Source organism: Corynebacterium sp. HMSC075D04 (assembly GCF_001815635.1).
Classification (GTDB): domain Bacteria; phylum Actinomycetota; class Actinomycetes; order Mycobacteriales; family Mycobacteriaceae; genus Corynebacterium; species Corynebacterium coyleae.
On sequence record NZ_KV821307.1, the window covers coordinates 1 to 6,568 of the forward strand.

The 6,568-nt window shown below is 61.1% G+C and carries 7 protein-coding genes; 1 reads left to right on the forward strand and 6 read right to left on the reverse strand.

The genetic code is table 11. The annotated features are described in order from the left end of the window. Positions 1-170 precede the first annotated feature (170 nt). From HMPREF3048_RS02655 to HMPREF3048_RS02680, 6 genes are all read right to left on the reverse strand, one after another. Positions 171-926: an iron ABC transporter ATP-binding protein gene (locus tag HMPREF3048_RS02655; RefSeq protein WP_070568952.1), complete on the reverse strand. Its 756-nt coding sequence runs from the start codon at positions 924-926 to the stop codon at positions 171-173. Further along, positions 923-1,924 carry an iron chelate uptake ABC transporter family permease subunit gene (locus HMPREF3048_RS02660; RefSeq protein WP_070771108.1) on the reverse strand — a complete coding sequence of 334 codons (1,002 nt, stop codon included), beginning with the start codon at positions 1,922-1,924 and terminating at the stop codon, positions 923-925. Before HMPREF3048_RS02660 ends, HMPREF3048_RS02655 begins: the two co-directional genes overlap by 4 nt. Continuing rightward, entirely contained in the window at positions 1,917-2,894 is a 978-nt protein-coding gene (locus HMPREF3048_RS02665; protein ID WP_070771109.1) for an ABC transporter permease, read from the reverse strand. The genes HMPREF3048_RS02660 and HMPREF3048_RS02665 overlap by 8 nt, the downstream gene beginning before the upstream one ends. Before the next feature lie 8 nt (positions 2,895-2,902). Continuing rightward, positions 2,903-3,931: a siderophore ABC transporter substrate-binding protein gene (locus HMPREF3048_RS02670; RefSeq protein WP_070771110.1), complete on the reverse strand. Its 1,029-nt coding sequence runs from the start codon at positions 3,929-3,931 to the stop codon at positions 2,903-2,905. Positions 3,932-4,117: 186 nt separating this feature from the next. Further along, positions 4,118-4,675: an META domain-containing protein gene (locus HMPREF3048_RS02675; protein WP_168162457.1), complete on the reverse strand. Its 558-nt coding sequence runs from the start codon at positions 4,673-4,675 to the stop codon at positions 4,118-4,120. 52 nt (positions 4,676-4,727) lie between these two features. Next, positions 4,728-5,282: an META domain-containing protein gene (locus tag HMPREF3048_RS02680; RefSeq protein ID WP_070771111.1), complete on the reverse strand. Its 555-nt coding sequence runs from the start codon at positions 5,280-5,282 to the stop codon at positions 4,728-4,730. 155 nt (positions 5,283-5,437) lie between these two features. On the opposite strand from HMPREF3048_RS02680, the gene HMPREF3048_RS02685 reads away from it, so the two are divergent. Further along, positions 5,438-6,505: an LLM class flavin-dependent oxidoreductase gene (locus HMPREF3048_RS02685; protein WP_070771112.1), complete on the forward strand. Its 1,068-nt coding sequence runs from the start codon at positions 5,438-5,440 to the stop codon at positions 6,503-6,505. Positions 6,506-6,568: the final 63 nt, after the last annotated feature.

The following is a 6,568-nucleotide window of genomic DNA, read 5'->3' on the forward strand; positions in this document are numbered from 1 at the left end:
CACAACGTAAACCAAAGTCAAACCCAAGTTCAACAACCGTTTACCTTGCACAGCAACCTCATGAAATCAACTCGTTCCCTCTCGCCAGCCCCTCAAGGCCGCTCGAAGCAACGGATGAAGATATAACCACGAACTCACAAACAACACAAATCCGCAGTACAGCGTAGGTTTTAGTGATAACACGCAATAGGTCCATGCGGGCCTTCAATAACCTCCACCGGAGTATTGAAGATGGAGCTCAGCAGACTGTCGCGCATGATCTCGTCAACCGCACCAAAGGCGGCAACTTCCCCGTCCTTTACTGCGCAGATGTAGTCCGCGTAGCGTGCGGCGAAGTTGATGTCGTGCAGAACGATCACGATGGTTCGGCCAAACTCGCGGGATGCGGAGTGCAGGTGCTTCATCATCTCTACGGAGTGGGAGATGTCGAGGTTGTTCAAGGGCTCGTCGAGAAGCACATAGTTCGTTTCCTGGCTAAGCACCATCGCAACGTAGGCGCGCTGACGCTGACCACCGGAGAGCTGGTCGAGGAAGCGATTCTCCAGTTCGCGCAGGCCGAGGAAGTCGATGTAGCGCGAGACGATCTCCTCATCTTCGGGGGTCAGGCGCCCGCCCGAGTACGGGAAGCGGCCGAAGCCGACGAGTTGGCGCACGGTCAGACGGGTTACAAAGTGGTTTTCCTGGCGCAGGATGGACACGACTTTGGCCAGGTCCTTCGAGCGCGTCGAGGTGACATCCATGCCGGCGACTTCGATTTGGCCGGAGTCAAGGTCAAGGAGCCTGCCGATCATCGTCAGCAGGGTCGATTTACCTGCACCGTTCGGGCCGACGAGGGCGGTGATGCCGCCTTCGGGGATGTCCAGGGTGACCGGTCCGATGTCAACACTGCTGCTGTATGCCTTGCGGACTTCTTTGAGTTGAATCACAGGCGTCCCTTTCTCAAAACAACGATTAGGAAGGTCAGGCCACCGACCAGTTCGATGATGATGGAGACCACGCCTTGCGCGTAGAAGATGTGGTTCATCACAAAGTACGCACCCGACAGGATGCAGTATCCGAGCAGTATCGCCATGGGGAAGACGTAGCGGTGGTCGTAGGTATCCGCGGCTTGGTACGCGAGTGTGGCCACGAGGAAGCCGAGGAAGGTCATCGGGCCGACCAGCGCGGTCGATACCGCTATGAGGATGGCCACCAGCACGAGCGTGTAAATCGCGTGCTTTTTGTGGTCCACGCCTAGATTCATGGATACGTCGCGCCCCAGAGACAGGACGTTGAGCGCGCGCGAGTTGAAGATCAGTAGTCCCGCCGCCACGATGACCAGCGGGATTGCCAACGGGTAGTACTCCGGGTCGGCGTTGTTCACGGAACCAAACAGGCGCGCGGTGAGCACGTCGAACTCGCTGGGTGTGAGCATGCGCTGCATAAACGTAGATACTGCACCCAGTCCCCCGCCGAGCACAATGCCGACCAGCAGCATGGCGTGCATGTCGGGGTTGTTGCCGGCGAGCAGCCATGTGTAGAGCACCAGGCTGAGCCCGATCATGAGCACAAGCTGGATGACAAACATCTGCAAGGTGTGCGCGTTGATCAGCCCGGCTGCGCCGAGGAAATACACAGTTGAGGTGTGAATGGCGACGTAGAGCGATTCGAACCCCATGATCGACGGGGTGAGAATTCGGTTGTTTGTCACCGTTTGAAACGCCACGGTCGCTGTCGATTGGCATACAGCCACGATTGCCATCGCGATCACCGCGTTCATGCGACGTTGCGCGATCAGCCAATAACCGGTGGATCCGAACTCCATCGGGTTGCCGTACGCGAGCAGCCCCGCGGTAAATAACAGTGCGGCCACCGCAAGCGCGCCGATAATAATCCAGTAGCGCTTTTTGCTTTTCGACGACTGGAACGCCCCGATCTCACGCATTCCGGCTCCGCCTCACAATCATGGTGATAAACACCGCAGCGCCGATGACGCCGAGGATGACGGACACGGGCATTTCGAATGGGGCGATGATGGTACGGCCGATGAGGTCGCACACCGTTACCACTCCAATGCCGGTGAGGCAGACCCATGGAAGGTTGGAGCGGAGGTCGTCGCCACGCATCATGCTCACAATGTTCGGCACAATCAGGCCCAAGAATGGCAGATTGCCCACGACGACCGTGACCACGCCGGCGGCCACCGCGACCAAGCTGGTGCCGACGAGCACGATCCGGTTGTAGTTCAGGCCAACGTTGGTGGCCACGTCCTGGCCGAGGCCGGCCACGGTGAGCCGGTCGGCGTAGAAGAACACAGCGATGACCACAAACAGCACGATCCACAGCACCTCGTACTGGCCGGCGATCACGCTGGTGAACGAGCCCGCAAACCACACACCGAGCGATTGCAACAGGTCGGTCTGCAGCGCCCAGTAGGTGGAGACTGCGCTGACCACGGCGCCGAGCATGATGCCGACGATCGGCACGATCAGGCTGGAGCGCAGCGTGACCTTGCGCAGAAAGGCGAAAAACACCATCGTGCCCACGAATGCGAAGCCGACGGCGAGCAGCATGCGCGTCATGATCGTGCCGTTGGGAAAGAACACGAACGACGCGAGCAGGCCCAGACCGGCCCATTCTGTGGTGCCGGTGGTGGTCGGCTCGACGAAACGGTTCTGGGTGAGCATCTGCATGATCAACCCACTCATCGCCATCGCCGCGCCGGCCAACACCAACGCGATGGTGCGCGGGACGCGGGTGGTACGGAACATGGCCCAGCCGTCATCGCTATTCAAAATGTCGTACTGCCCCACCGCAAGCGAGGTCAGCAGCAGTAAAACGACAATGACAACACCCACCCCAAGCTTCCAATCGAGAAGCTTGGGGCGGGTGGTGGTCGCAGTTGGATGTGTCATTCAGGGAATTACTTCGCAGCCTCGAACTTGTCTGCCAGATCATTCAGGATCTCGGTGTAGGTGAGGATGGACTCGTTGGTGTAGGTGTCCTTCGGCGCCACGTAGACGTGGTTTTCCTTCACCGCGGTGACGTTCTGCAGCGCAGCGGAGTCGTTGATCACGGACAGAGCCTCCGGGGAATCCTTGGCGGACTTGATCGCTGCATCGCGGTCGAGAGCGAAGATCCAGAACGGGTTCGCGTCAGCGATTGCCTCGACGGAGATGTCATCACCCTTGTGGTCGTTAGAGGCGTTCTCCACCTGAAGCGCCGGAGTGAAGCCGATCAGGTCGAACAGCGGGCCCCACACGCGACCGATGCCCGGTGCGACGTAGCCGATCTCGCCACCAGAAACGTTCACACCCATGACGGTCTGATCCGGGTTGTACGCGTCGCGGGTGCGCTGGACAGCCTCGGTGAACTCCTTGACGGTCTGCTCAGCCTCGGCCTGCTTGCCAAAGATGTCGCCAAGTGCCAAGGTCTGGCGGATGAGCTCGCGGTCAAACGGCTCGTCGTCACGCGGCTCGAACTCAACGAGCACGGCGTTCGGGACCAGCTTCTCAATTTCCTCGTCGTACTTACGGAAGCGCTGACCGGAGACAATCACGTCCGGGTCAGCTGCCACGATGGCCTCGAGGTTCGGCTCCTTGTGGTTGCCGATGTTGACGATGTCCTCGTTGTCCGCAATTCCCGGAATCGTGTTCGGGACGAGGTCGCGCGGCGCTGCGACCGGCTTAACACCCCAGGAGTCCAGGAGCTCGAAGGTGCGGTTGTCCAGAGCGACGACGCGCTGCGGGTTTGCCGGCACTTCCTTCTCGCCGTAGTTGTCGGTCACCTTGACGGTGTCACCGTCGGTGGTGGCGGAGGAGGAGGCAGCCTCGGAGGTGGCTGCTGCAGAGGTGGTGGTCTCAGCGGCCTGCTCTGCGTTGGAGCATGCGCCGAGCGTTAGCGAGCCTGCGGCTGCGAGGGCGATCAGTGCGGTGCGCGGGAAACGGATCATTGTCGTCCTTCCAGACTTAGGTAAGGGTTACCTGCGCCAGTTTAGGGGACCCATACTTAAAGTCAACCGGCACCCCCGGCTTCCACCCATTTAGACTACAAAACTGTGTTGTAAATGACCGAGGTGGGGTCGTCGCAAAGCAAAAAGCCCCAGGGCGACCTGGAGCTTTGCTGTCTTTCGCGATTGCTAATCGACGACGCGCACCGGCAACTTCACAAACTCAACCGATTGCCCCTGTGCGGCCAGCGCAAGCGTGGACGGATCGACCTGGAACACCGCCGGGCCGGCGCGCAGGATCGTCTTTAGATCATTCGCGGCAACCTCCGCACCCGGAGGGCACGCCATGCGAGTCTCGTTGAGGTCACCGACGCGCAACCTGCCGGTCGTATCCACCTGGTAGGTGGAGTTACCCGCGTTGCAGCCATCGTTGTAGGTCAGCGTGCCGTCCGGGCGGAAATCAACGGTGACCTTGTCATTGTTCTTGGCACGCAAGGTGGTGTCCAGCGCGGGCTGGACCTGGTCGTTAGGCAACTGCGTCGCGCCTTCCGCAAGCGGAACCATCAGCCCAGTGCCAGCGGGCTGCTGCCCCGCCGGGTTAGAAAACAGGGAGGAACTCATCTGGACAAACTGGTCAATACTGCTCGAGCGCTCCTGCGCGCCAGCCGTGCCGACACCAAGGGTGCCGCCGGCCAGGGCCGCGAGCGCGGTTGCAATGGACAATGTTTTCTGAGTCTTGATACCCATGCCCCACACGGTAGCGGCCGGATTCGCGGGTTCAAGGGGTTTCATGGGATGCCTATGCAACTCCAAGAAACTCAATCATCTTGCCTTGGGCGCCAAGGGCGATGGTGTCGTCGTTAAGTTTGTACACAGCGGGACCCGCTCGCAGGATCGACTTCAGTTCATCGGACTTGTTCATGCGGGTTGGGTCGCAAAGACGCTGGGTCTCAGCGAACGTGCCCACCTTCACCCCACCGCGGGCGTTGACCTTGTAGGTCGCGTTGCCGACGTTGCAGCCGTCGTCGTAATTGAGCCGGCCCTGCGGAGTGAACGTCAGGGTGATCGCGGCATCTTCCTTCGCCTGCAGCGGCTGTGCGAGAGCTTCCTTTGCATCCTTTGCTGCCAGTGGCTTGGCGTCCTTCGGCAGATCCTTCAGCAACATGCCTCCCTTATTGCCCAGCACGGCGCCGGTGTAGGTGTCCCAACCCTTCTGCACCAACTGGTCCAGGTTCGGGTTGGCCGACGAGAGCTGCGCTACCTGTGCGTGCGCGGTGCCGGCACCAATGAAGCCGCCGGCGAGGGCGGCTAGGGCGGTTGCAGCGGACAACGTCTTCGCAGTCTTTGAAATCATGCGCACGACCGTAGCGCCGGGCTGTGGTCGCACCAAGGGATTTAATAAACCTTTTAAGCTCCTCCAATACAACGTTGAGGCCGTTTTTCGGTTGCGCTGCTCGGCACAGGCTATGATATTTGTTGATATGTCACATAACTGATCTGGAGGACCCCATGAAAGCATTCGGTTTCTTGAGCTTCGGGCACTACGCCTTCGGCGGCCAGCGCGGCCCCTCGGCAGAAAAGGTAGCGAGAATCCACCTCGAGATCACCAAAGCTGCCGACGAGATCGGCGTCAACAACGCATCCTTCCGCGTCCACCACTTCGTCCCGCAAGCCTCCGCCCCGATGCCGCTGCTCGGTGCAGTTGCAGCCTCCACCGAGCGCATCGAAGTTGGCACCGGCGTGATCGACATGCGCTACGAAAACCCGCTCTACCTCGCCGAAGAAGCCGCCTCCCTCTATCAACTCTCCGGCGGCCGCGTCGCCCTTGGCGTATCCCGCGGCGCCCCCGAGGTCGCCGAGCGCGGCTGGGAAGCATTCGGCTACAAGGGCGAAGCGCCGAACGGTGCCGACGTCGCCCGCAACCACCTCGAAACCTTCATGGCCGCCGTCGACGGCCACGGCTTCGCCACCGCCGCGCCCCTCGAGCGCCAGTACCCCAACATGTTCCAGCCCGGCTCCGCCCTGCCGGTCTTCCCCATGGCACCCGAACTGCGCAAGCACATCTTCTACGGCTCCGGCACCCACGCCTCTGCCGAGCAGGCCGCCCGCGACGGCCTGAACCTCATGTCCTCCACCCTGGTCTCCGAGACCACCGCGCAGACACTTGGCGAGATCCAAGTCGACCAAATCAACCGCTACCGCGCAGCCTGGAAGGAAGCCGGCCACGACTGGACCCCGCGCGTATCCGTGTCCCGGTCCATCTTCCCCATCGTCGACGGCACCGACATGGCACGCTTCAGCATGCAAGCCTCCGGCTCCGACCAGGTAGGCATGCTCCCCGAGGTCGGCGCCTCCACCTTCGGCCGCACCTACGCCGCCGAGCCGGACAAGCTCATCGAGCAGCTCAAGGCCGACCCTGCCGTCATGGCCGCCGACACCCTTCTGCTCACCATCCCGACCGGCATGGGCGTGGACGTAAACGTAAAGATCCTGGAGAACTTTGCCACCCACGTCGCCCCAGCACTCGGTTGGCAGCCGAACACGGAGGGCCCGGTCACCGGCTACGAGATCGTCTAGCTCCCCTTCGGGTGCCGCTAGACGGTCTCTGTTATGTCCATGAACATTTTGGACATGGAGTCC

Bases quoted from the DNA above. Each gene is read 5' to 3' on its own strand.
- HMPREF3048_RS02675 (WP_168162457.1), bottom strand. From the start codon at position 4,675: ATGGGTATCAAGACTCAGAAAACATTGTCCATTGCAACCGCGCTCGCG.
- HMPREF3048_RS02665 (WP_070771109.1), bottom strand. From the start codon at position 2,894: ATGACACATCCAACTGCGACCACCACCCGCCCCAAGCTTCTCGATTGG.
- HMPREF3048_RS02680 (WP_070771111.1), bottom strand. From the start codon at position 5,282: ATGATTTCAAAGACTGCGAAGACGTTGTCCGCTGCAACCGCCCTAGCC.
- HMPREF3048_RS02660 (WP_070771108.1), bottom strand. From the start codon at position 1,924: ATGCGTGAGATCGGGGCGTTCCAGTCGTCGAAAAGCAAAAAGCGCTAC.
- HMPREF3048_RS02685 (WP_070771112.1), top strand. From the start codon at position 5,438: ATGAAAGCATTCGGTTTCTTGAGCTTCGGGCACTACGCCTTCGGCGGC.
- HMPREF3048_RS02670 (WP_070771110.1), bottom strand. From the start codon at position 3,931: ATGATCCGTTTCCCGCGCACCGCACTGATCGCCCTCGCAGCCGCAGGC.